The 20,892-nt window shown below is 64.2% G+C and carries 18 protein-coding genes and 2 tRNA genes; 8 read left to right on the plus strand and 12 right to left on the minus strand.

What is annotated here, in order from left to right:
- Positions 1 to 88: 88 nt before the first annotated feature.
- Positions 89 to 1,528, minus strand: coding sequence for an NADP-dependent phosphogluconate dehydrogenase (gndA, locus tag ACLQ7E_RS02365; RefSeq protein WP_411730947.1), 1,440 nt, complete (start codon positions 1,526 to 1,528; stop codon positions 89 to 91).
- 212 nt (positions 1,529 to 1,740) lie between these two features.
- Here gndA and ACLQ7E_RS02370 point away from each other — a divergent pair, with 212 nt between their 5' ends.
- Positions 1,741 to 2,466: a FadR/GntR family transcriptional regulator gene (locus tag ACLQ7E_RS02370; protein ID WP_411730948.1), complete on the plus strand. Its 726-nt coding sequence runs from the start codon at positions 1,741 to 1,743 to the stop codon at positions 2,464 to 2,466.
- A 149-nt stretch (positions 2,467 to 2,615) separates the two neighbouring features.
- Here the strand turns inward: ACLQ7E_RS02370 and ACLQ7E_RS02375 are convergent, their stop codons facing one another.
- The 4 genes from ACLQ7E_RS02375 to ACLQ7E_RS02390 form a co-directional block, all read right to left on the minus strand.
- The gene (locus ACLQ7E_RS02375; protein WP_411730950.1) at positions 2,616 to 3,653 is read right to left on the minus strand and encodes an L-idonate 5-dehydrogenase; all 1,038 of its coding nucleotides are present in this window, start codon (positions 3,651 to 3,653) and stop codon (positions 2,616 to 2,618) included.
- On the minus strand, positions 3,643 to 4,416 hold the full coding sequence (locus tag ACLQ7E_RS02380) for an SDR family oxidoreductase (RefSeq protein WP_411730951.1): 774 nt from the start codon (positions 4,414 to 4,416) through the stop codon (positions 3,643 to 3,645). Before ACLQ7E_RS02380 ends, ACLQ7E_RS02375 begins: the two co-directional genes overlap by 11 nt.
- 40 nt (positions 4,417 to 4,456) lie before the next feature.
- Positions 4,457 to 5,860, minus strand: coding sequence for a GntP family permease (locus ACLQ7E_RS02385; protein ID WP_411730952.1), 1,404 nt, complete (start codon positions 5,858 to 5,860; stop codon positions 4,457 to 4,459).
- A gap of 61 nt (positions 5,861 to 5,921) precedes the next feature.
- Entirely contained in the window at positions 5,922 to 6,437 is a 516-nt protein-coding gene (locus ACLQ7E_RS02390) for a gluconokinase (RefSeq protein ID WP_411730953.1), read from the minus strand.
- Between the two features lie 294 nt (positions 6,438 to 6,731).
- Here ACLQ7E_RS02390 and ACLQ7E_RS02395 point away from each other — a divergent pair, with 294 nt between their 5' ends.
- Complete coding sequence (locus tag ACLQ7E_RS02395; RefSeq protein ID WP_411730954.1) at positions 6,732 to 6,917, plus strand: CsbD family protein; 186 nt, start codon at positions 6,732 to 6,734, stop codon at positions 6,915 to 6,917.
- Between the two features lie 183 nt (positions 6,918 to 7,100).
- On the opposite strand, the gene ACLQ7E_RS02400 is transcribed toward ACLQ7E_RS02395, so the two are convergent.
- The 6 genes from ACLQ7E_RS02400 to ACLQ7E_RS02425 all read right to left on the minus strand — a co-directional run bounded on the left by ACLQ7E_RS02400 (position 7,101) and on the right by ACLQ7E_RS02425 (position 11,504).
- Positions 7,101 to 7,173 (minus strand) — tRNA-Val (locus ACLQ7E_RS02400).
- 186 nt (positions 7,174 to 7,359) lie between these two features.
- Positions 7,360 to 8,634: an MFS transporter gene (locus ACLQ7E_RS02405; RefSeq protein WP_411730955.1), complete on the minus strand. Its 1,275-nt coding sequence runs from the start codon at positions 8,632 to 8,634 to the stop codon at positions 7,360 to 7,362.
- Between the two features lie 51 nt (positions 8,635 to 8,685).
- Positions 8,686 to 9,858, minus strand: a complete 1,173-nt coding sequence (argE, locus tag ACLQ7E_RS02410; protein WP_411730957.1) for an acetylornithine deacetylase — start codon at positions 9,856 to 9,858, stop codon at positions 8,686 to 8,688.
- A 580-nt stretch (positions 9,859 to 10,438) separates the two neighbouring features.
- Positions 10,439 to 10,514: transfer RNA gene (locus ACLQ7E_RS02415), tRNA-Val, on the minus strand.
- Between the two features lie 116 nt (positions 10,515 to 10,630).
- Positions 10,631 to 11,248, minus strand: a complete 618-nt coding sequence (locus tag ACLQ7E_RS02420; protein WP_411730958.1) for a redoxin domain-containing protein — start codon at positions 11,246 to 11,248, stop codon at positions 10,631 to 10,633.
- Positions 11,130 to 11,504, minus strand: a complete 375-nt coding sequence (locus ACLQ7E_RS02425) for a DUF3052 domain-containing protein (protein ID WP_411730983.1) — start codon at positions 11,502 to 11,504, stop codon at positions 11,130 to 11,132. The genes ACLQ7E_RS02420 and ACLQ7E_RS02425 overlap by 119 nt, the downstream gene beginning before the upstream one ends.
- 376 nt (positions 11,505 to 11,880) lie before the next feature.
- On the opposite strand from ACLQ7E_RS02425, the gene aceE reads away from it, so the two are divergent.
- From aceE to ACLQ7E_RS02455, 6 genes are all read left to right on the plus strand, one after another.
- Positions 11,881 to 14,628 carry a pyruvate dehydrogenase (acetyl-transferring), homodimeric type gene (gene aceE, locus ACLQ7E_RS02430; protein WP_411730959.1) on the plus strand — a complete coding sequence of 916 codons (2,748 nt, stop codon included), beginning with the start codon at positions 11,881 to 11,883 and terminating at the stop codon, positions 14,626 to 14,628.
- Positions 14,629 to 14,839: 211 nt separating this feature from the next.
- On the plus strand, positions 14,840 to 16,105 hold the full coding sequence (locus ACLQ7E_RS02435; protein ID WP_411730960.1) for a PucR family transcriptional regulator: 1,266 nt from the start codon (positions 14,840 to 14,842) through the stop codon (positions 16,103 to 16,105).
- Between the two features lie 77 nt (positions 16,106 to 16,182).
- Positions 16,183 to 17,106: an ACP S-malonyltransferase gene (locus ACLQ7E_RS02440; protein ID WP_411730961.1), complete on the plus strand. Its 924-nt coding sequence runs from the start codon at positions 16,183 to 16,185 to the stop codon at positions 17,104 to 17,106.
- A 14-nt stretch (positions 17,107 to 17,120) separates the two neighbouring features.
- A complete protein-coding gene (locus tag ACLQ7E_RS02445; RefSeq protein WP_411730962.1) occupies positions 17,121 to 18,176 on the plus strand; it encodes a beta-ketoacyl-ACP synthase III in 1,056 nt (351 codons plus the stop codon).
- A 98-nt stretch (positions 18,177 to 18,274) separates the two neighbouring features.
- Entirely contained in the window at positions 18,275 to 18,520 is a 246-nt protein-coding gene (locus tag ACLQ7E_RS02450; protein WP_217388104.1) for an acyl carrier protein, read from the plus strand.
- 246 nt (positions 18,521 to 18,766) lie between these two features.
- Positions 18,767 to 20,005 (plus strand): beta-ketoacyl-[acyl-carrier-protein] synthase family protein, encoded by a 1,239-nt coding sequence (locus ACLQ7E_RS02455; protein WP_411730963.1) that lies wholly within the window; start codon positions 18,767 to 18,769, stop codon positions 20,003 to 20,005.
- Between the two features lie 257 nt (positions 20,006 to 20,262).
- On the opposite strand, the gene ACLQ7E_RS02460 is transcribed toward ACLQ7E_RS02455, so the two are convergent.
- On the minus strand, positions 20,263 to 20,766 hold the full coding sequence (locus ACLQ7E_RS02460) for a DUF3145 domain-containing protein (protein ID WP_407610053.1): 504 nt from the start codon (positions 20,764 to 20,766) through the stop codon (positions 20,263 to 20,265).
- Positions 20,767 to 20,892: the final 126 nt, after the last annotated feature.

Here is a 20,892-nt window from a genome sequence, read left to right on the forward strand (position 1 = left end):
TGCGGCCGGCACTTCCCGGATATTCTGGGAGCTGCCGGCCGTTGGCATTTCCGGGGACGCCACCTTCTGGGGTGAAGCGAGGTGAAGACTAGTGGGTGTCTTCGGCTTCGATTTCGGTCTTGTCGCCGCTCCACTGGGTGTGGAATGAGCCTTCGGTGTCGACGCGGTTGTAGGTGTGCGCACCGAAGAGGTCGCGCAGGCCCTGGGTCAGTGCTGCCGGCAGGCGCTTGCGGCGCAGGCCGTCGTAGTAGGCCAGCGAGGAGGAGAACACCGGAACCGGCACGCCCAGCTGGACGGCGGTGGATACCACGCGGCGCCAGGCCGGAACCGCGGCTGCGATGGCCTCGGAGAATGCCGGGGCGAAGAGCAGGTTTGCAGGCTTCTGCTCCGCGGCGTAGGCCTTGGTGATATCCGCCAGCAGTGCCGCGCGGATGATGCATCCCTCGCGCCACAGCGAGGCGATCTCGTCGAGCTTCAGGTCCCAGTTGTATTCCTTGCCGGCGCTGGTCAGCATGTCCAGGCCCTGCGCGTAGGAGACCAGCTTGGAGGCGAAGAGCGCCTGGCGCACGTCCTCCACGAAGTTCTCGCCCAGGTCCACGGCGACCTCGTGGCCCACCAGGACCTCCTGGCCGATGGCGCGCATCTCGCGCTGCGAGGACAGGCCGCGGGCAAACACGGACTCGGCGATGGCCGAGGTCGGGGAGCCCAGGTCCAGGGCTGACTGCACGGTCCAGCGGCCGGTGCCCTTCTGGCCGGCGGAGTCGACGATCACATCGACCAGCGGCGCCCCGGTCTTCGCGTCCGTGTGGGCCAGCACCTCGGCGGTGATCTCGATGAGGAAGGAGGCGAGCTCGCCCTTGTTCCACTCCTCGAAGATCTGCGCCTGGGCGGCCGGCTCGATTCCGGCGCCGGTGCGCAGCAGGTCGTAAGCCTCGCCGATGACCTGCATGTCGGCGTACTCGATGCCGTTGTGGACCATCTTCACGAAGTGGCCGGCACCGTCGGTGGAGATCCAGGCGCAGCACGGGGCGCCGTCGATGGCCTTGGCTGAGATCTTTTCCAGCATCGGGCCCAGGGCGTCGTAGGACTCCTTGGAACCGCCGGGCATGATCGAGGGGCCAAGCAGGGCGCCCTCCTCGCCGCCGGAAACGCCGACGCCCACGAAGTGCAGGCCCTTGGTCGCCAGCGCGGACTCGCGGCGGCGGGTGTCAACGAAGTTGGAGTTGCCGCCGTCGATGATGATGTCGCCCTCATCCAGCAGCGGGACGAGCGAGTCGATGACCGAGTCGACAGGGCCGCCGGCCTTGACCATGATCAACACGCGGCGCGGGGTCTCGAGGTTCTGGACCAGTTCTGCCAGGGTCTCGGTGCGGATGAAGTCGCCCTCGTCGCCGTGGGCCGCCAGCAGCGCGTCGGTCTTGGCGACCGAGCGGTTGTGCAGCGCCACGGTGTATCCGTTGCGGGCGAAGTTCCGGGCGAGGTTTGCGCCCATGACGGCTAGGCCGGTGACGCCAATCTGTGCAGGCATGAAGTCTCCATCGTTGCGATTTTGCTGGGCCGGGGATATACCGGCACGAAGGAGCGCCGGGCACGGCTCCGTGACTTCTATCCACTTTAGTTTGTCAGGCGTGTGCATTGCCAGAAGAACACGCTTCGTTGCCATAAGTTGCACCGGAAACACGTGCTTTTTTGCGTGTTCACTGGGAACTTTGCGTGGTTGTTTGCCGATAGGATTGGCTCATGCCCAATAGCCTGCACCAACAAGCGGTCGACCATGTCGGAAGCCGCATCGTCGACGGATCCATACCCGCCGGCGAAGTGATCCTGGCCGCCGAGCTGGAGAGCGAACTGGGCGTCTCACGTTCGGTTATCCGCGAGGCCGTCCGCGTGCTGGCCTCGGCCGGGCTGGTGGTTTCCACCAAGCGGGTCGGGATCCGGGTGTTGGCCGCCGAACACTGGAACCCGTTTGACCCGCTGGTGATCCGCTGGCGCCTGGCGGGCGACGGGCAGGGCGCGCAATTGCGTTCCCTCACCGAGTTGCGGGTTGCCGTCGAACCCATGGCCGCCGAACTCGCGGCCGAGCATGCGCCGCCCGAATTTTGCGGCGAGTTGCTGAACCTGGCGGCCCGGATGCGCCATGCCGGCCGCTCCGGGGACCTGGAGGCGTTCCTGGAGTTGGACATCCGCTTCCACGCGCTGGTGCTGGCGGCCTCGGGCAACGAGATGTTTGCGAACCTGGCCAATCCGATCGGCGAGACGCTGCGCGGCCGCACCGAACTCGGGCTGATGCCCGAACACCCCCACGAGGAGGCGCTGGCCTGGCACCAGGCGGTCGCCGATGCGATTTCCGCCCATGAGCCGCACCGGGCACGGGAATCCATGGAGCTGATCATGCGCCGCACCAACCAGGAAATCTGCGGCGTGTGGGCCGACAGGCCGCGGCTCTTCCCGCAGCCGCAGGCGTAGCAAGGCCCCGGCGGTCCGCTTCGAAGCGGCCATTGACCACGTGGCCCCACATACCGAAGGCGCTGCCCCGGTCTCCCTTTCGGGAACCGGGGCAGCGCCTTGGCATTTTGCAGGTGTTCCGCGATTTCTTGCCGGACGGATCCCTGCGGCTAGAACTTCAGCAGGACCTTGCCCGATTCCGCGGAGTTCTTCGCCACGGCGAAGGCTTCCAGTGCATCGTCGACGCCGAACTCGTGGGTGACGATGGCCGAGACATCGAGCGAGCCATCGGCCAACGCGGCGAGAACGTGGTCGATCTCGTCGTTGAAGCGGAACGATCCGACCAGCTCAAGCTCCCGGGTGATGGCCAGCGAGATCAGGGCCGGCTGCTCGCCCGAAGGCAACAGGCCGACCATGACGATGCGTCCGCCGCGCACCGCGCCGCGGACGGCCGAGGCCAGGCCGCGGTGGTTGCCGCTGGCCTCGATGACCACGTCGGCCTCGATGGCGGCGATCGACTCCACGTCGTCGGCCTTCAGGGTGCCGGTCGCCCCGGCCGCCGTGGCGATTTGCAGCGGACGCTCGAACATGTCCACCGCGATGATTTCGGCGGCACCGGCGCGCCTGAGCACCGCAACCGCCAGGGCCCCGATGGGTCCGGCGCCGATGACCATGACGCGCTTGCCCGCAACCTCGCCGGCGCGGGAGACCGCGTGCCAGGCCACCGCCGCGGGTTCGGCCAGTGCGGCATCGCGCAGCGAAAGCCCGGCGGGCACCTCGCGCAGCATGCGCGCCGGCAGGTTAACGCAAGTGGCAAACGCGCCCTCGGTGTGCGGGTAGCGTGCCGCCGAGCCCAGGTAGGTGCAGCCCGGGGACAGGTTGGGCCTCTCCTCGGGGTAGCGCGCGCCGGTTCCGCCGGGGGTGGCGGGGTGCACGGCGATGCGGGTGCCTTCCGCGGGGCCGGTTCCATCCGCCGCCGCGGCCAGGACCGTGCCGACGATTTCGTGGCCCAGGATCATCGGTGCCTTGAGGATGGATTCCCCCGCGGCCCCGTGGCTCCAGTAATGGAGGTCCGAGCCACAGATGCCGCCGTAGGCGATGGCGATCTGCGCCTCGTCGGCCGCCGGGGCGGCCACCGGGATGGTCTCGACGCGCAGGTCCCCCGCGGCGTGGGCGATGACGGCTGTGGCAATGGTGTTAGACGACAACTGTCATGCCTCCGTCGATGAAGATCGTCTGGCCATTGACGTAGTTCGAGCCGTCCGAGGCCAGCCAGACGGCGGGTCCGGCCAGGTCGGCCACGGTGCCCCAGCGCCCGGCCGGGGTGCGGCCCAGGATCCAGGAGTTGAACTTCTGATCGTCCACCAGGTTCTGCGTCATCTCGGTGTGGATGTAGCCAGGGGCGATGCCGTTGATCTGCAGCCCGCCGGACGCCCACTCGGCCGTCATGGCGCGGGTCAGGTTGCGCAGCCCGCCCTTGGCCGCGGTGTAGGCGGAGATGGTGGGGCGGGCCAGATCGGTCTGCACGGAGCAGATGTTGATGATCTTGCCTTCCCCACGGGCCAGCATGCCCCGGGCTGCCTCGCGGCCCACCAGGAATGCGCTGGTCAGGTTGGTGTCAAGCACGCGCTGCCAGTCCGCGACATCCAGCTCCAGCATCGGCACGCGGTGCTGGATCCCTGCATTGTTCACCAGGATGCGCAGCGGGCCGACCTCGGCCTCGATGGCGGCGATGTTTGCCGCCACCGAGGCCGCGTCGGTCACGTCGAAGGCGTAGGAGAAAATGCGCTCGGCTCCGTAGCGTGCCTCGAACTCGGCGGTGGTTGCCGCCAGGCGCTCGGCATCGCGTCCGTGCAGCACGATGGTGGCGCCTGCGTCGGCGAGGCCGGCGGCAAGTTCCCGCCCGATGCCGCGCGAGGATCCGGTGACCAGCGCGATGCGCCCGGTGAGGTCAAAGAGGTTGCTGCCCATGGGCTTTCCTTTTCTTGGTGGTTTACGAAGCGGTGCGGAACTAGAACGCCGCGGCGACGGCGTAGATAAGGTACGCGAGGGCGAAGCCGATGACGCCGACCAGGGCCTGCCCCACGGTCCAGACCTTCAGCGTGGTTTTGACGTCCATGCCGAAGAACCGGCTGACCAGCCAGAAGCCGGAGTCGTTGACGTGGCCGGCGAAGACGGAGCCCGCCGCAAGTGCCAGCACGATGGCCACGACCTCGATCTGGTTCAAATCGGCGTTGCCCACCACGACGGGCTGGACGATGGCGGCGGCGGTGGTCAGGGCGACGGTGGCCGAACCCTGGGCGACGCGCACCACGGCGGCGATGATGAAGCCGGCGACAATGATCGGCAGGCCGAGCGTGTCGAGGGAGTCGGCCACGGCGTCGCCGATGCCGCTGGCGCGCAGCACGGCACCGAACATGCCGCCGGCGCCGGTGATCAGGATGATCGAGCAGACCGGGCCCAGGGCCGAGTCAACGACGGTCTCGATGAGCGTCTTGTCCTTGTTCTGCTTGTATCCCAGCAGGTACATGCCCAGCAGCACGGTGATCAGCAGGGCGACCGGGGTTTCGCCGACCAGTCGCAGGATCTGGACCCACTGGGCGTCCTTGTCCACGAGCCCGGCGGAGGCCAGGGTGTTCAGTCCGGTGTTCATGAAGATCAGGACCAGCGGCAGGAGCAACAGGGTTACGACGGTGCCCAGCTTCGGCTTGGAGGCGAAGTCGTGCTGTTCCTGCTCGGTGCCGGCCAAGATGTCAGGGATGGCGATGTTGAACTTGCGGCCCACGTACTTGCCGTAGAGGTGCCCGGCGAAGAACCAGGTCGGAAGGGCCACGACGAGGCCCAGCAGCAGCACCAGTCCGACGTTGGCCTCAAGCAGGCCGGAGGCGGCAACCGGGCCCGGGTGCGGCGGCACGAAGATGTGCATGACGGAGAAAGCGGTGGCAGCAGGGAAGGCGTAGCCCAGGAACGACCCGCCGAGGCGGCGTGCCACGGTGAAGATGATCGGGAGCATGACAACCAGGCCGGCGTCGAAGAAGATCGGGAAGCCGAAGAGCAGCGAGGCGATGGACAGGGCCAGCGGTGCGCGCTTCTCACCGAACTTGTTGATCAACGCATTCGTGAGCACCTCGGCTCCGCCACTGGTCTCGAGCATCCGCCCGAGCATGGCGCCCAGGCCGACCAGCAGGGCAACGGAGGCCAGCGTGCCGCCGAATCCGCCGGTGAGGGTGGGGATTACCGCTGCCACCGGGATGCCCGTGGCCACGGCGGTCAGCAGCGAGATGACGACCAGTGCGACGAATGCATGGATGCGCCATTTGATTATGAACAGAAGCAGCAGCAGGATTGCGCCCACGGCAATGGAGAGGAGCGCGGGTGTGCCCAGCGTCCAGTTCATGACTAGCTCTTCGGTCATCATTGTCCTTCGGAGGTGTAAGGGTGTCGGGTGATGGAATGGAACCGGGAGGTTCCGGATGCTAGCGGTCGTTCAAACTCTTGGCCACGAGGGCCACAATATCTTCGGGGGTCTGGCTGACATCGACTTCGATGGCGGATTCGTCGGCTTCGATGGCCTCGAGCGTGTTCAATTGCGAGGTGAGCAGGGTCGAGGGCATGTATTCATGGCTGCGCTCGTCGAGCCGATTCTGGATGAGGTCGGCTGCGCCGCGCAGGTGGATGAAGACGGTGGCCGGCTCGTGGGCGCGCAGCAGGTCGCGATAGCTGCGCTTGAGTGCGGAACACGCGATGATCGCAGGGGAGCCGCTTTCGGAACTACTGTGCAGCGCATCTCCAATGGTTGCGAGCCACGGCTCCCGGTCGGTGTCATCGAGCGGGCGGCCGGCAGCCATCTTCTCCTTGTTGGACACCGGGTGAAGATCGTCACCGTCAATAAATGTCGAGCCGATCGCCTGGGCCAGCATATTGCCCACCGTTGATTTTCCGCATCCGGAAACGCCCATAACGACCATGGGCGGGTTGGCAAGGCTGTTCATCGTCACTCCATCGTGGATCCGGAAGTAATGTCCGACATAACAACGTGATGCCCAACATAAATCTGATTTATACAGACTAGGTCTCGTGCCCGCGGGTGTCAACCGGCCGTTTTCCTACAAACTTTGGCGGTAGTCCCAGCAGGGTGAAATCGCCGCCAACATGCGGATGCGCCGCCCTGAACGAGGACCACGGAGGCGATATTCCGACCGCTTTCCCGCACTTCCCAGCCAATTCCAAGGTCCGCTTCCTAGCGTGGGAAGGGTCCAGGCAAGATCAACGAAGGGAATTCCACCATGGGACTCGGAGACAAGATCAGCAACAAGGCACAGGAAGTCGCTGGCCAGGCCAAGGAAAAGCTTGGCGACGCCACGGATAACGAACAGTTGCAGGCCCAAGGCATCAAGGACCAGGCCGCGGCAAAGGCCAAGCAGGCCGGCGAACATGTAAAGGACGCCGCCAAGGACATTACCGGCGGATAGCCCGCTCCCCCGAAGAGATAGCAAGTGCTTCGTGGCCCCAACGTGGATCGGGGCCACGAAGCACTTCGGCGTTCCGGCCTTGGCCACCGATCCGTGCTCTTGACCGGCTCGAGGTGTTCTGCATAACGAAAAGATCCCTCGGGGGAATCGACTTTCGTCTATTCCCCCGAGGGATCTTGCTTGTGGGCCCTACCGGGATCGAACCGATGACATTCACGGTGTAAACGTGACGCTCTACCAGCTGAGCTAAAGGCCCCTGAAACAACCACTTTCCCCGAAAATTTCCGAACGAGTGCGTTGCAACAAGTAGATAATCTAATACATACTTCCCTGACTTGGCAAATCGCCGCTCAAGGTCGAGCAGATTTTCCGTTCCAGGCCAGCTTGGGCCGAAGGCCGCCGGACGGTTCCCGAGGGATGTTCCGGCGGCCGGGCCCGTTGGCTATGCCTGCAAGTAGCGCTTACGCACGAAATACAGTCCCACCAGCGAGATGACCGCGATGGCCATGTAATAGAGGCTCGGCGCGTTCAGGGAACCCGTGATGCTCAGCAGCCACGTGAGCACGAGTGGAGCGATGCCGCCAAGCAGGGTGACGCCGACGTTGTAGGTGACGGCAAGCCCGGTTCCACGGATGGCTGCCGGGAACAATGACGACAGCAAGGCCGGCAGCGGGCCGAAGTAGAAGGCCATGATCACCCCGAGCAGTGCAATGACAACCACCATGACAGGCACGGTCGGGTTGCTGACCATGAGCTTGAACAGTGGCCAGGCCAGCAGCAGGGCACCGACGGCGGCATACGTCATCACCCTGGCCGGACCGACCCGGTCCGCCAAGTGCCCGACGAACGGAACCCCGACCAACACGATCAAGCCGGCAACCACGCCGCCGAGGAACGCGGCAGTGGCCGGAATGCCAAGGTTCTTCACGGCAAAGGTCGGCATGTACAGGATCATGTAAACCGAAATGGTGGCCACGCCGATGACCGCCGCCCCCGCCAGCAACCGGCCGTAGTGGTTGACCACCAGGGTCTTAAGCGGGGCATGCTCCTTCTCGCTTTGCATGAATTCCTCGGTCTCATCGAGCTTGGCGCGGATGTAGAGACCGACCGGGCCGATCAGCAGGCCGACGAAGAACGGCACGCGCCACCCCCAGCTGTACAGGTCCTCCTTGGAGAGCCACTGGGTCAGCCCGTAGCCGAAGGCCGAGGCCAGCAACATGGATGCGCCCTGGCTGGCAACCTGCCACGAGGAGTAGAACGCCTTCTTGTTGGGCGCGGTTTCAATGAGGAATGCCGTTGCCGTGCCGAACTCGCCGCCGGCGGAGAAGCCCTGGATCAAGCGCGAGATGAGGATGATCACCGCTCCCCACACGCCAACCTGGGCATAGGTCGGAGCCAGCGCCATGATGAGCGTACCTAGCATCATCAGCATCAAGGTCAATGTCAGCGCGTTCTTCCGGCCCTTGCGGTCGGCATAGCTTCCCAGGATCACCCCGCCGAGCGGCCTGATCACGTACGAGAGCGCAAAGGTCGCGAAGGTGAGTACAAGACCGAATGTCCCATTGGACTCAGGGTAGAAGTTCTCTGCGATGACCACGGCGAAGGTCGCATAGACGATGATGTCGAACCATTCCAGGGCGGCACCGATAGAACTGCTGACCACTGCCTTTCTGGCAGCCGAGATCTGCGCCTTGGTGACCACTTGGGTGTTGGCCATGTTTTCTTCTTTGGGGGTTGGTTGATGTCGGTGGCTGGTGTTGCGGTGCGGTCAGGCGCGCAGCGTCTCGATGAGCTTCTCGATGAACCGTTCGCACTGGGCGATCTGGTCAAGGGTGATGAATTCGTCCGGGGCGTGAGCCTGGGCGATGTCGCCGGGGCCGCAGACCACCGTGGGGATGCCTGCGTTGAAGAACAGTCCTGCCTCGGTGCCGTAGGTGGCCTTGTCCGGGCTTGCGGTGCCGCCCAACTCGGCGGCCAGGGCAACAATTTCGGCGTCTTCCGGCGTGTCCAGGCCAGGCGTCTTGGCCAGGACCTCGAATTCGACGTGCGCGTCCGTGTTTTGCTGCTGCATGGCCGACTCGATGCGCTTGGCCTCGGCGCGGAAGCGCTCGATCAGTTCCACGGGGTCATCGGCAGCAATCGAACGGAACTCGAAATGGAGGGTGCAGTCGGCCGGGATCGTGTTGATGGCGATGCCGCCCTCGATCTTGTTGACCGTGGTGGTGGTGTGCGGGACGATGAACGCCGCGTCGAAGGGTCCGTCCTGCGTGAATTCCCGGGCCGTGGAGTGGACGAACCGGGTGAACTCGGCCGCAGCGGAAATGGCGTTGACGCCCTGCGTGGTCAGGGACGAGTGGGCCGCGACTCCGTGGAAGTCGACGCGGATGACGTTTACCGACTTGTGGCCTCGGACCACGCGCATGCTCGTGGGTTCCCCCACGATGCAGCCGCGGGGGTTCAGCCCGGCTTCGGCGATGGCCGCGACCAGGCCGACGGCGCCAATGCAACCGACTTCCTCGTCATAGGAGAAAGCAAGGTGGATCGGTTCACGCAGCGGGGCTTGGGCGAGCGTCTCCAGCTGGGCCATGATCACGGCGATGAAGGACTTCATGTCGCTGGTGCCACGGGCGTACAGCTTGCCGTCCCGGATCTCGGGGACGAACGGGTCGCTGCTCCACACCTGGCCGTCGACCGGAACGACGTCCGTGTGTCCCGAGAGCACGATGCCGCCGGTGCGGGTGCCGTCGACTGCGGGGATGGTGGCCAGGAGGTTGGCCTTGGTGCCTTCGGCATTGTGGACCAGGGTCGATTCGATGCCGAGGGCTTCCAGGCGCCCGACAACGTAGTCAATCAAGGGCAGGTTGCTGTCCCGGCTCGTGGTGTCGAAGCCGATCAGCTTCGTGATTTCAGCCATCGTCGCTTCGCTGGGTGCGTGTGACATTGCTACTCCTCGTGTTCATGGGGGCAGGCCCTATTTGCCAATGGTCAAACCAGAAAAGGGCCGCGAAGAGTGTCTCATTCCGTGGACAGGGAACCCTTGAGCATGAATGGATCGCGTAACACGGGAGGCACATTGACGTCAGAATAGCGTGATTTGTTGCGAGGATCACTTCCTTTCGCGCCCTGGCCCAATGCCCTGCCTCAGGCTTCCCACGCCGTTGGCGCTGCGTCGGCCGCATCGGCCTCCACGCCGGGCAGCCGAAGGCTCAGGGGTGGGCTCAAGCAGGTTGGACCAGACGGTTCGTGCGGTGAAACAGGCATCCGTGGCGTACGAAGGAACGTGCCGCGGCAGTCGGTTCTCCCGTGTTGGATCTAGAACGGCTCTTCAGCCACCGCGTCGTTTTCCTTGGCGGTTGGTGCTGGTGACGCGCTTGGCAATATTCCATCTACCCGTGGGGTAGTTCCGCGGGCTTCTCCAGGTTGCCAGTGGGAAATCGGCCGATTCTTCCATGGGCCGGCCCGAGGTTCGTCCTTCGTTGGGAACCTGGAACCTGGAACCAATTGGACGGTGGGTGACGTATTGGTGGGCCCTACCGGGATCGAACCGATGACATTCACGGTGTAAACGTGACGCTCTACCAGCTGAGCTAAAGGCCCTTGGCACTACTGAATTCGTTTGGTTGCAAATCCGCCGGAAGTGTTCGTGACAAGAAGTAAGACTGTGGCAACGTACCCGCCCGAGCTATCGAATAGACGCAAAGATTCTTCGACAACTATGAGGTGAGTAGGTCCATCGCCTCTCGGTAGCGCGCGATGGCGCGCGCCTGATGGATGGGTGAACTAAACGAATCCACCACACGTCCCTGCTGAATGAGGAACGTATGCCGCGTTGCCGCGCCGGACTCGGTATTGAATGCGCCATAGCTCTTTGCTACGGCGCCGTGCGGCCAAAAATCGGCCAAAAGATCAAACCCGAAATGGGCTTGGTCCGCGTAAGTGCGCAGGGCGTATTTGTGATCCACCGAAACACCCATGATGCGGGTGCTTTGGGCGGCAAATTCCTCGCGAACCTTTTCCAGCTCTTCAAGTTCCGACCCGCAGACCGCGGAAAACGCGAACGGGTAGAAAACCAGGAAGTAGGCCTGCTCCCCCAAGGCCCGGGACTCGATGAGTTCACCGTGCTGGTTGGGAAGGGCAAAGCCCGGGGCCGTTTGACCGGCCCGAGACACCGGGGATGTGCTCCCCGCTGCCGGTTGTGATGATTCCACCGCGCTAGTTCTTGCGGCGCGCAACAAGTCGAGTGGCCGACCAATCCTCCGAAACACCTTCAGTGTTTGTGACGTGGAGGCCTGCGGTGGGCGCATCCGCCTGGATCGAAGCGGGTGACACATGGCCATCTCGACCCGGTTTCGGGGTCAGGAGCCATACAACCCCCTTTTCATCCAGGTTGATCAGCGAATCGACCAGGGCATCAATAAGATCCCCGTCGTCGGCGCGCCACCAATAGACGATTCCGTCCACAACCTCGTGGTCTTCCTCTGTCAGTAGTTCTGAACCTACGGCGTCCTCAAGGGAATCGCGCAGATCAAAGTCCACATCGTCGTCGTACCCGAGTTCCTGGATCAGGTCCCCGTCCTTGAAGCCCATTTTCTGTGCGGCTTCGTGCTTTGCCGTTGCGGCGTCGCTCACGTCACTCCTCCTGCTGCTGTATAGCGTCTGGTTACAACCAAACACCCTTTTTGCGCTCCCATCAAGCGCAGAGGCTTCAACACGCCGAAATAGTGATGACTTCGACCTGCTTTCGGCTATCGGCACATTGACTGTGTCACTCCATAACGTCGCATGTGTAGTGCCCAGATACGTTTTGTGTCGTCATGCGCATTAGAGTGTAACCGGCGGTCCGCGACCAACCACCCTTGGGGAACGGGCCACAACTTTGGCGCTTGCACCGCCACTGCGGATTAGAGGCATGCAATCTAGCGCTCTTTCCGCAGTCCCCGCTGTACCCCATAACGAGGAGAAGATGGACGTGGCTGTAGAGGAACACATTTCTCACATCCGCAGCGGCTTGACTAGCCAGTTGCCTGACCGGGATCCGGAGGAGACCGCCGAATGGATTGAGTCCTTCGATGATCTGGTCGAAACCCAGGGCACCGAGCGTGCCCAGTACATTGTTCGTTCACTGCTGCAGCGCGCCGGCGCCAAGAGCGTGGGCGTCCCCATGGTCACCACGACCGACTACGTGAACACCATTCCGGTGGATCAGGAACCAGAATTCCCGGGCGACGAACAGGTTGAACGTCGTTACCGTGCGTACATGCGCTGGAACGCAGCGGTCATGGTGCACCGCGGCCAGCGCCCCGGCGTTGGAGTCGGTGGACATATTTCCACCTACGCCGGCGCGGCGACCCTGTATGAAGTGGGCTTCAACCACTTCTTCCGCGGCAAGACCCACCCGGGCGGAGGAGACCAGGTCTTCTTCCAGGGCCATGCCTCCCCCGGCATGTACGCTCGCGCCTTCCTCGAAGGCCGCTTGAGCGAAGAGGACATGGACGGCTTCCGTCAGGAGAAGTCCCGCGAGGGACATGCACTGCCGTCCTACCCGCACCCTCGCTCCCTGCCGGACTTCTGGGAATTCCCGACCGTGTCCATGGGCATTGGCCCGATGAACGCGATCTACCAGGCGCAGTCCAACCGCTACCTGCAAAACCGCGGCATCAAGGACACCTCCGACCAGCACGTCTGGGCGTTCCTGGGCGACGGCGAAATGGACGAGCCGGAATCGCGCGGCCTGTTGCAGCTTGCAGCCAACGAGAAGCTCGACAACCTCACCTTCGTGGTCAACTGCAACCTGCAGCGCCTCGACGGACCGGTGCGCGGCAACGGCAAGATCATGCAGGAACTTGAGGCATTCTTCCGCGGCGCGGGCTGGAACGTCATCAAGGTCGTCTGGGGCCGCGAGTGGGATGCCCTGCTCGATGCCGACACCGACAACTCGCTGGTCGACATCATGAACCAGACCCCGGACGGCGACTACCAGACCTACAAGGCCGAAAACGGCGCCTTCGTCCGCGAGCACTTCTTCGGAAAGTCCCCGCAGACCAAGGAAATGGTTGCGGATTTGACCGACGAGGAAATCTGGAACCTGAAGCGCGGCGGCCACGATTACCACAAGGTCTACGCGGCCTACAAGGCGGCCACCGAGTTCAAGGGCAAGCCGACGGTCATCCTGACCAAGACCGTCAAGGGCTACGGCCTGGGCCCGCACTTCGAGGCGCGCAACGCCACGCACCAGATGAAGAAGATGACGCTCGGGGACCTCAAGGCCTTCCGCGACCACCTGCGCATCCCCATCACGGACGAGCAGCTAGAAGCCGACCCGTATCTGCCCCCGTACTACCGTCCGGAGCAGGACTCGGCCGAGTACAAGTACATGATGGAACGCCGCGAGGCCCTGGGCGGTGCGGTGCCTTCGCGCCGGACCAAGTCCAAGGAAATCCACCTGCCGGAGGACAAGGCCTATGAGGTCGCCGCCCGCGGCTCGGGCAAGCAGCAGGCAGCCACCACCATGGCCTTCGTCCGTCTGCTCAAGGACCTGATGCGCGACAAGGACTTCGGCAAGCGCGTTGTGCCGATCGTTCCCGATGAGTCCCGCACCTTCGGCATGGACTCGTTCTTCCCGACCGCGAAGATCTACAACCCGGACGGACAGAACTACCTGTCGGTGGACCGCGAACTGGTCCTGGCCTACAAGGAATCCCCGCTCGGACAGCTGATCCACCCGGGCATCAACGAGGCCGGCGCCGTTGCGGCGTTCACGGCCGCGGGCACCGCCTACGCCACGCACGACGAACCGCTGATCCCGATCTACGTGTTCTACTCGATGTTCGGCTTCCAGCGCACCGGCGATGCCTTCTGGGCAGCCGGCGACCAGATGACCCGCGGGTTCATCATGGGCGCCACCGCAGGTCGCACCACGCTGACCGGTGAGGGCCTGCAGCACGCTGATGGCCACTCCCCGATCCTCGCCTCCACCAACCCGGCTGTCGTCACCTATGACCCGGCCTATGGGTATGAGATCGGCCACATCATGAAGGCCGGCCTGGAGCGCATGTACGGCGGCAAGCATGAGGATCCGAACGTGATGTACTACATCACGATCTACAACGAGCCCTACCAGCAGCCCAAGGAGCCGGAGAACCTCGACGTTGCCGGCGTGCTCGGCGGCATCTACCAGGTCTCCCCTGCCACCGTCGACGGACCGCGGGCCCAGCTGCTCGCCTCCGGCGTGGCGGTGCCGTGGACCATCGATGCCCAGCGCATCCTTGCCGAGGAATGGGGAGTGTCGGCCGACGTTTGGTCCGTGACTTCCTGGAACGAGCTGCGTCGCGACGGCCTGGAGTGCGAGGAGCAGTCGTTCCTCGACCCGACCGCCGAACCGCGTGTGCCCTTCGTGGCTCAGCAGCTGGCAGGGGCCACCGGCCCGATCGTTGCGGTGACCGACTACATGAAGGCCGTGCCGGACCAGATCCGCCAGTTCGTACCCAATGAATTCGCCACCCTGGGCGCCGACGGATTCGGTTTCTCCGACACCCGCGCCGCCGCTCGTCGCTTCTACAAGATCGACGCGCACTCGGTGGTAGTTCGCACGCTGCAGATGCTGGCCAAGCGCGGAGAGGTCGACGCCTCGGTACCGGCCGCCGCCTTTGCCAAGTACAAGCTGGACGACGTTACCGCAGGCACCAGCGGCAACGCGGGCGGCGACGCCTAGCCACGGATAACCACTGAGTAGCAGCGGTGGCGCGGATTCCCCAGTACGGGAATCCGCGCCACCGTTGTTTTCGTGTGCATCGAGAATTGTGCCCGTCCAAATTGCCGGCCGTGCCCTTGCTCACGGGGCATCGGCATGGCGGGTGCACCGTCCTTCGTTGTGTGAACTCTACAAAATAGTTCACCGGCGCGATGATGCGTATGCTCGTTCTATGAGTGATGAGCAAACGTCGAATCCTGCACAGCGGATCCGGCCCTTCCGGCAAGCCAAGGCCAGCCCGGAAACCCTCAAACGGCTCAAGCAGCACCTGGGCGTGCTTTCCACCGTGGCCTTGAAGCACCTGGACCAGTCCCTTCCCTGGTATCGCGGGCTGCGCCCCGAGGAACGTGCGGCGCTTGGCCTGGTGGCCCAAAAGGGCATCGCTTCCTTCGTCTCCTGGTACGAACGGCCCACCACCTCCCCCCAGTGGGTGCTCAACGACGTCTTCGGCGCGGCACCCACCGAACTGACACGATCCATCAGCCTGCAAAAGGCCCTCCAACTGATCCGCACCATCGTTGAGGTGGTCGAATCCCAGGTCCCGGACATTGCCCCGGAATCCGAACACACGCAATTGCGCGAGGCGGTCCTGCGCTACTCGCGGGAGGTCGCCTTCGCTGCGGCCGACGTGTACGCCCGTGCGGCGGAGACCCGTGGCGCCTGGGATTCGCGGCTCGAGGCACTGGTGGTGGATGCCGTGATGCGCGGCGAGTCCCAGGATTCGCTCCGCTCCAGGCTTGCCGCCGTGGGCTGGAAATCGCACGAAAACATCCTGGTGATGATCGGTGCCACGCCTGCATCCTCGCAGGTCGGATTCGTCAGCGAACTCCGGCGTGCCGCCGCCCGCTATGCCCGCGACTCGCTGGTCGGCGTCCACGGTGAACGGGCCATCCTGATGCTCGGCGGCGTGGAAGCAGACAGGGCCGGTCTGGACCGGCTCGCGACGTTCTTCGGCGACGGCCCGGTGGTCTACAGCCCGTTGGCCCCCACACTCAAGGAGGCCTCCGCCAGCGCCAAGGCCGCCTTCGCCGCCATCGCCGCGGCCAGGGCCTGGCCGTTGGCGCCGCGTCCCGTGGATGCCGATGACCTGTGGCCGGAACGCGTCATGAACAACGACTCCGAGGCCCGCGAGGCGCTGGTGGCAGGGATCTACAACCCGCTGATCAAGGCCGGAAACGGGCTGATCGAGACACTTTCGAGCTACCTGTCGCTGGGACACTCGCTGGAGGGGACGGCCCGGGAGCTGTTCGTCCATGCCAACACAGTGCGCTATAGACTTAAAAGGGTCTGCGATGTGACGGGCTGGGATCCCCTGGTTCCGCGCGAAGCGTTCGTGCTGCAAACCGCGTTGGTTGTGGGTCGACTGGACGCCGAAACAACGGAAAACTTGCCCGAAACGCGGTCCTCGTTGCCGCGGAAGGCTCCGAACTCCTTGTAGGATTCATACAAAACCATGCCGTCAAGTCGGTGGGTGAAATCAGCCGCCGCGACCGACTTCTTTGGAAAGCTGGAATAGTGCTAGCAATCGTGTGCCCTGGACAGGGCTCCCAGACCCCCGGATTCCTTTCTCCATGGCTTGAGGTCCCCGGTGTTTCCGAACACCTGGCAGAACTTTCCGCCATTACGGAGCGCGACCTGACCGCCCATGGGACGGTGTCGGATGAAGAAACCATCAAGGACACTGCGGTGGCCCAGCCGCTGATCGTGGCCGCCGGACTCATTGCCGCGCGAGCCCTCTTCGGGGACACGCTCCCGGCGAACGCGGTCCTGGCCGGACACTCCGTCGGCGAAATCACCGCCACCGCGCTGGCAGGTGCACTGTCCGAGCAGGACGCGATGGTTTTCGTGCGTGAGCGCGCAAACGCCATGGCTCTGGCGGCGGCCGCCACCCCGACCGGCATGGCCGCGGTCCTGGGCGGAGACGCCGAAGAAGTCAACGCCTCAATCCGCGCCGCCGGGCTGACCCCGGCCAACGCAAACGGCGGCGGACAGATCGTTGCCGCCGGCACGCTGGAGCAAATCGAGGGCCTTGCCGCCAATCCCCCGGCCAAGGCACGGGTGATTCCGCTCAAGGTTGCAGGCGCCTTCCACACGCACCACATGGCCCCGGCTGTGCAGGTGCTCCAGGATCTTTCCGCAACGCTGGAGGCCAAGGACCCGGCCACCACGCTGCTGTCCAACTACGACGGCCAGGCCGTGGCCGGCGGCGAAGCAAACCTTGCCTCGCTGGTCGCCCAGGTCTCGCGCCCGGTCCGCTGGGACCTGTGCATGGAGCAGCTTGCCGCGCAAGGGGTCACCGGAATCATCGAGCTTCCACCGGCAGGAACGCTGGTGGGTCTGGCCCGTCGCGGCCTGAAGGGCATCCCGACCTTGGCGTTGAAGTCCCCCGAAGACCTCGAAGCGGCACGCGCCTTCGTACTCGAACACACCCAAGCATAGGAAGTTCCCGAATCATGACTGCAGTGATGAACCAAACCACCGCGCGCGAATTCAGCCGCATCCACGGCGTGGGTTCCTTCCGTCCCGACGTCATCGTCACCAACGACGACGTGTGCCAGTGGATCGACTCCTCGGACGAGTGGATCCAGCAGCGCACCGGCATCGTGACCCGTGCCCGCGCCGGGGCAGAGACCTCGCTGCTGGACATGGCCGAGGGAGCTGCACGCGAAGCCCTGAAGTCCGCAGGCATTGAGGCCAGCCAGCTCGGCGCCGTCATCGTCTCGACGGTGACCTTCCCGCACGCAACGCCGTCGGCAGCCGCCGCCTTGGCCGACCGCATTGGCGCCACCCCGGCTCCTGCCTTTGACATCTCCGCGGCCTGCGCGGGCTACTGCTACGGCGTGGCCCAGGGCGACGCCCTGGTTCGCTCGGGCATGGCCGAGTACGTGCTGGTCATCGGTGCCGAGAAGCTCTCGGACTACATCGACAACCACGAGCGCACGATCTCCTTCCTGCTGGGCGACGGCGCCGGCGCCGTTGTCATCGGCCCGAGCGACATCCCTGGCATCTCCCCCTCGGTCTGGGGTTCTGACGGCTCGAAGTGGGGCGCCATCAGCATGACGCACTCGCAGCTGGACCTGCGCGATGCTGTCCTGCAGGCCGAGTCCTCTCCCGAAGGCGCCTCCCTGATGGCAGCCACCGAGGCACAGCTGTGGCCGACCCTGCGCCAGGACGGCCAGACCGTGTTCCGCTGGGCCGTCTGGGAAATGGCCAAGATGGCCAAGCTCGCCCTGGAGAAGGCCGGCATCACCGCCGAGGACCTCGTCGCCTTCATTCCGCACCAGGCCAACATGCGCATCATCGACGAGATGGTCAAGCAGCTGAAGCTTCCGGAAACCGTGGTTGTCGCACGCGACATCGCCTACGCCGGAAACACCTCCGCGGCCTCGATCCCGATGGCCATGGACCGGATGCTCAAGGAAAACCCCGAGCTTTCCGGCGGCCTCGCGCTGCAAATCGGGTTTGGCGCCGGGCTTGTCTTTGGCGCACAGGTCGTTGTCCTGCCCTAGGCTTTACTCCCAGGGATACAACCCATCATTCGGACCGCACACCTGTGGTCTGCATAGTCGTCGGGCTTGTTACCGGCAAACACAGAAAAGGAGCCATCATGGCTAGCAACGAAGAGATTCTGGCCGGCTTGGCCGAGATCGTCAACGAAGAGACCGGTCTGGAGACCGAAGCAGTTGAAATGGACAAGTCCTTCACCGAGGACCTGGACATCGACTCCATCTCGATGATGACCATTGTCGTCAACGCCGAAGAAAAGTTCGACGTGAAGATCCCGGACGAAGAGGTCAAGAACCTTAAGACCGTTGCAGATGCAGTGAACTTCATCGCCGGCGCGCAGGTCTAAGCCTGGTAATGATGCATCCCCTTGAAACAGGTTCCCTCACGGGTTCGCGTTTCAAGGGGAGCATCGCTTCCACCTTCATGTTTTCCGGTTGGCAACCACTCGCCAGCCAACCCGCTTTGCCGGTTTCGTAACCGATCCCCAGATTTTCGATTCAATCCGGATACCGTCCATTTGGCCACGGCCCGACGCTTGGATCGCGCGCTAGCTTCGCTAGTCGTTTCGCCCCAACCAGTAGAGAGTTTCAACATGGCTCGCAAAGTTGTTATCACCGGCCTTGGTGCCACCACCCCCATCGGCGGGGACGTCCCGACCCTGTGGGCCAATGCCCTCAAGGGTGTTTCGGGCGCCCACACGCTGACCGATGAGTGGGTTGAAACCTACAACCTTCCGGTGACGTTTGCCGCCAAGGCCTCCAACCCGGCCTCCGAGGTGCTCTCCCGCGTTGAAATGAAGCGCATGGACCCCTCCACCCAGTTCGCCGTGGTTGCCGCGCGCGAAGCCTGGAGGGACTCCGGGATTGAAACCGTCGACCACGATCGCCTGGCTGTCGCCTTCGCCACCGGCATCGGTGGCGTGTGGACCCTGCTTGACGCCTGGGACACCCTGAAGGAAAAGGGTCCTCGCCGCGTATTGCCGATGACAGTTCCCATGCTGATGCCAAATGGCCCGGCCGCTGCTGTCTCCCTTGACCTGGGCGCGCGTGCCGGCGCGCACACCCCCGTGTCGGCCTGTGCCTCGGGCACCGAGGCCATGCACATTGGACTTGAGCTGATTCGTTCGGGCAAGGCGGACGTGGTTGTGTGCGGCGGCGCGGAAGCCGCAATCCACCCGATGCCGATGGCCTCGTTCGCCGCCATGCAGGCGCTGTCCAAGCGCAATGACGACCCGGAGCACGCATCGCGCCCGTACGACATCAGTCGAGACGGCTTCGTCATGGGCGAAGGCGCAGGAGCCCTGGTCCTCGAGGCGGAGGAGCACGCCATTGCCCGCGGTGCCACCATCTACGCCGAGCTTGCCGGCACGTCGGTGACCGCCGACGCGTACCACATCACGGCACCGGACCCGGAGGGCCTGGGCGCCACCCGCGCCCTGAAGGCAGCGATGTTTGACGGCCGCATCCAGCCCGAGGACGTTGTCCACGTCAACGCACACGCCACCTCGACCCCGGTGGGCGACAAGCCGGAGTACACGGCCCTGCGCGCAGCCCTGGGAAGCCATCTGGACAACGTGTGCGTTTCCGCCACCAAGTCGCAGATGGGCCACCTGCTGGGTGCCTCGGGCGCCGTTGAATCGGTTCTCTCGGTCCTGGCGGTCTACCACCGTAAGGCACCGGTGACCATCAACCTGGAAAACCAGGATCCGGAAATCCCGTTGGATGTCGTTGTCGGCACTCCGCGAGAATTGCCCGAGGGTTCCATCGTGGTCCTGAACAACTCGTTTGGCTTCGGCGGACACAACGCCGTGGTGGCCATCCGCAGCGTCTAATGTGCCCGCAGGCTTCGGCCTGCAGCACCAAAGCACCGGGGCCCGAAGTGAAAACTTCGGGCCCCGGCGCTTTGTCGTTAAGTCTGTATCGATGCACCTTTGACGGTGCGCAATCGGGTCGACAACCCTACGAGTTGATTTCTCGGCGGGTCGAGGAGTGGACCGGTTGGTTCATCGACCGGAAGGAGTGGTCAATGGACCGGCCGGCACGGGGCTGCTGTTGATTGCGCCGGAAGTGTTGAGAGCGGTGAGTACGGTCAGATGACCTGGTGCAGCCAGCGCACGGGTGCTCCCTCGGCGGCATAGCGGAAGGGTTCGAGTTCCTCGTCCCAGGCCTCACCCAGGGCAATGGAGAGTTCCTGGTACACGATGGCTGGATCGCCGGCGCCCTTTTCGTAGGCCCAGCGGATGCGTTCCTCGCTGACCATGATGTTGCCGGCGGCATCCGTGGTGGCGTGGAAGATCCCGAGCTCGGGGGTGTGGGACCAACGGCTCGAGTCGACGCCGGGACTGGCTTCCTCGGTGACCTCGTAGCGCAGGTGCGCCCAGCCGCGAAGAGCGGACGCCAAAAGTGCGCCGGTGCCGGGCTTGCCGGTCCAGTTCACTTCCGACCGGGACATGCCCGGGGCGGCGCTCTGCTCGGTCCAGTGCAGATCAGTCCGCTGGTCGACAACGGAACCGATCGCCCACTCGATGTGCGGGCACAGCGCTGAAGGGGCTGAGTGTACGAAAAGTACGCCCCTGGTCAGTGCGTCAGACATGCTTTCCTCCGATGTGCTGTTGGAACGTCTTCCCCAACGTCAACAACCCTGATTCGAAGTCCAGTAGGTCCTGTTTAGTATTGTGCACGATTATACGGCTTTCGGCCAGTGACTTTCGACCATGAC

Source organism: Paeniglutamicibacter sp. (assembly GCF_046714615.1).
Classification (GTDB): Bacteria; Actinomycetota; Actinomycetes; order Actinomycetales; family Micrococcaceae; genus Paeniglutamicibacter.